The organism is Nonomuraea sp. NPDC001684 (assembly GCF_053596515.1).
Genome location: NZ_JBSFGJ010000682.1, coordinates 1 through 3358, shown reverse-complemented (window position 1 = coordinate 3358; position 3358 = coordinate 1). Strand labels below are relative to the sequence as shown.

Annotated in this window: 3 protein-coding genes; all 3 read left to right on the top strand. The window is 77.4% G+C overall.

Translation table 11 applies throughout. The features are described 5' to 3' along the window. Window positions 1-1505, top strand: a 1505-nt coding sequence (locus ACWCSD_RS49990) for an iron chelate uptake ABC transporter family permease subunit (RefSeq protein ID WP_449926472.1), incomplete at its 5' end; no start/stop codon positions are given. Between the two features lies 1 nt (window position 1506). Continuing rightward, window positions 1507-2598, top strand: coding sequence for an enterochelin esterase (gene fes / locus ACWCSD_RS49985; RefSeq protein WP_449926469.1), 1092 nt, complete (start codon window positions 1507-1509; stop codon window positions 2596-2598). Beyond that, a partial coding sequence (locus ACWCSD_RS49980; RefSeq protein ID WP_449926466.1) for an amidohydrolase occupies window positions 2595-3358 on the top strand: 764 nt, incomplete at its 3' end. The genes fes and ACWCSD_RS49980, both read left to right, overlap by 4 nt.

Here is a 3358-nt window from a genome sequence, read left to right as displayed (position 1 = left end):
CGGTCGCGGCGGGGCTGGTCATGGCGGCCGTCGCGGCCCGGCCGCTGGCGGCGCTGGCGCTCGGCGACGACCTGGCCGTCGCGCTCGGGCACCGGCCGGGGCGCACGCGGCTGTGGGTGACGGTGGCGGTGACGCTGCTCAGCGCCGCGGCGGTCGCGGTGGCCGGTCCGATCGGCTTCCTCGGCCTGCTGGCCGGTTTCCTGTCCAGGTCCCTGGGCGGGGGGCGGGTGGGGCCGCGGATCGTGCTGTCCGGGCTGGCCGGGGCGGTGGCGCTGCTGGGGGCCGACGTGCTGGCCCGGGTGGTCATGCGGCCGTACGAGGCGCCCGTGGCGCTGCTGGTCGCCGTGCTGGGGGCGCCGGTGCTGGTCGTGGTGGCCCGGTCGCGGGCGGTGGCCGCCGGGCCCGGTGACCTGGTCCCGTCCCGCGCCCCGCGGCGGCGGCCCGCCCGCGGGGCCGCGCGGGCGGGTGGGCCTTCGCCTTCCGACGCGCGCGTCGTGCGGGGGCGGGGCTGGTCGGTGCTGGTGCCCGTACGGTCGTCCGTGGCGGCGGCGGCGTTGCTGGCGGTCACCGCGGTGGCCGTCGTGGCGGCGGTGGCGGCCGGGCAGTCGGGCATGACGGCCGGGCAGGCGCTGAGTGCCCTGGCGGGCGCGGGCGAGGGCGGGCACGTGCTGCTCGTCCAGGAGATCAGGCTGCCGCGGGTGGTGGCGGGGCTGGTGGCCGGGGCGGCGCTCGGGCTGTCCGGCTGCCTGACCCAGGCACTGGCCCGCAACCGGCTGGCCACCCCCGACATGCTCGGCATCAACCAGGGCGCGGTCATCGCCATCATGGTCGCCGGGATGGTGTCCGCCTCGGGCACGCTGTTCGCCCACTGGTGGATCGGTCCCGTGGGCGCGCTGGCCGCCACCGTGGCGGTGTTCGCCGTCTCGGGCGGCGTCGGCCGGCAGGGTTACCGGTTCATCGTGACGGGGCTGGCGCTGACCACGCTGGCCGGCGCGCTCACCCAGTCGCTGCTGGCCTGGCAGGGGCTCGGCTCGGCCACGGCCGTGCACTCCTGGAGCGTGGGCAGCCTGGCCGGGCGCGGCTACTCCGTCGCCCTGCCCGTGGCCGCCGGGCTGGCGGTGCTGGTCCCGGCCGCGCTCGCGCTGGCCCGCCGGGTGGCGGTGCTGCGCTTCGACGAGGACGTCAGCGCCGGGCTCGGCGTCGATCCAGGCCGGACCAGGATCGCCCTGCTGGCGCTCGCCGTCGTGCTGGCCGGGCTGGCGGCGGGCGTGGCCGGGCCCGTCGCGTTCGTGGCCCTGGCCGCGCCCGTCGTCGCCGCCCGGCTGGCAGGCCCGGCCCGGCTGCCCCTGGTCGGCGCGCCGCTCACCGGCGCGGTGCTGGTCGTGATCGCCGACACGGCCGGACGCGTGGCCGCCGACGGCGCCGAGATCCCCGTGGGCGTCGTGACCAGCATCCTGGGCGGCCCCTTCCTGCTGTGGACCCTGCTGTCGGACCGGAGGCCGTGACATGACACCCGTTTCCACCCCGATCGTCGAGCCCGCCGGCACGCCCGGCCGATGCAAGGTGACGTTCCTCTGGCGGCCCAGGTCGCGCGGCGAGCAGGCGGTCGTGCTGATCAACACGATGACCGACCGCGACCGGCACGCGGGCGACATCAGCCGACATGTCATGACCCGCCGTCCGGGCAGCGACCTGCTCCACCTGACCTACGAGCTCGACGCCGACCTGCGGGCCGGCTACCAGATCCTGCCCTGCGACCGGCTGCCGGGCACCGACCGGGACTCCTGGCTCCAGGTCATGCGCACGGCCGTGCCGGATCCGGGCAACCCGCTCACCGTGCCCGGCCCGCCGGACCGGCGTCCCTCGTCGTTGCTGGAGCTGCCGCAGGCGCCGCCGCAGCCGTACCGGGAGCGGCGGCCGGGCGTGCCGCGCGGCCGGGTCGGCCAGGCGCGGTCGGGCGGGCGGCGGGTGTGGGTCTACACGCCGCCCGGCCCGGCCGCCGGTCCCCTTCCCGTCGTGGTGCTGCTGGACGGCGAGGTGTGGGCCGGGCGCGTCGCGCCCACCCTGGACAACCTGGTGAACGAGGGCCGCCTCCCGCCGCTCGTCGTGCTGATGCCCGACTCGGTGGACCGGCCGGCCCGGCTGCGGGAGCTGGCCTGCCACGAGCCGTTCGTCCGCTACTTGGCCGACGACCTGCTGACGTGGGCGGAGCGCACGTGGCGGGCGACGAGCGATCCGGGGCTGACCGTGATCGCGGGGCAGAGCCTCGGCGGGCTGACCGCCTCCTACGCCGCGCTCCTCGCGCCCGGACGGTTCGGCAACGTCCTGTCGCAGTCGGGGTCGTACTGGTGGCCCGACGAGGATCCGGAACGGCTGACCCGCCGGTACGCCGCCGTCCCGAGGCTGCCGGTGCGCTTCCACGTCGAGGCCGGCCGGCTGGAGTGGATGCTGCTGGAGGAGAACCGCCGCTTCGCCGGCGCCCTCGCCGCCCAGGGGTACGAGGTGAGCTACACCGAGTACAACGGCGGCCACGACCCGGCCTGCTGGCTCGGCGGCCTGGCCGACGGCCTCACCGACCTCGCGGCAGGCTGGCTGTGAACGTCAGGGACGCGATCCGCCGCCGCGCCGAGGCCCACGCCCCCGAGCTGGTCGCGCTCAGCCACCGGATCCACGCCCACCCCGAGACCGCGTTCGAGGAGCACCGGGCGGCCGCCTGGACCGCGGGCCTGCTCGAAGCGGGCGGGTTCGCGGTGACGGCGGGCGCGGGCGGCCTGCCGACGGCCTTCTCCGCCTCTCTCGGCAGCGGCCCGCTGACCGTGGCCTTCTGCGCCGAGTACGACGCGCTGCCCGGCCTCGGCCACGCCTGCGGCCACAACGTGATCGCCGCCGCCTCGGCCGGCGCGGGCCTGGCGCTGGCCCCGTTCGCCGACGAGCTGGGGCTGACCGTGAAGGTCGTCGGCACCCCGGCCGAGGAACGCGGCGGCGGCAAGGCGCTGCTGCTGGAGGCGGGGGTGTTCGACGGCGTGGACGCCGCCATGATGGTGCATCCCGGGCCGTTCGAGACCGTCCGGTTCCGCTCGTTCGCGCTCGGCACCCTGGACGCCGAGTACACCGGACGGGCCGCGCACGCGACCCTCGCCCCGCACGAGGGCCGCAACGCGGCCGACGCGGTGACGCTGGCGCAGGTGGCGATCGGCCTGCTGCGCCAGCAGCTCCCGCGCGACCTGCGCGTGCACGGCGTGGTCACCTCGGCGGGCGAGGCCCCCAACGTCATCCCGGCCAGGTCCACGGCCTCCTACGAGATCAGGGCCGCCGCCGCGCGGGACCTGGTTGGGCTGCGGGCGCGGGTGGAGTCCTG

What these genes read in the sequence shown, in the direction of transcription:
- fes (WP_449926469.1), top strand. Translation starts at nt 1,507, where the DNA reads ATGACACCCGTTTCCACCCCGATCGTCGAGCCCGCCGGCACGCCCGGC.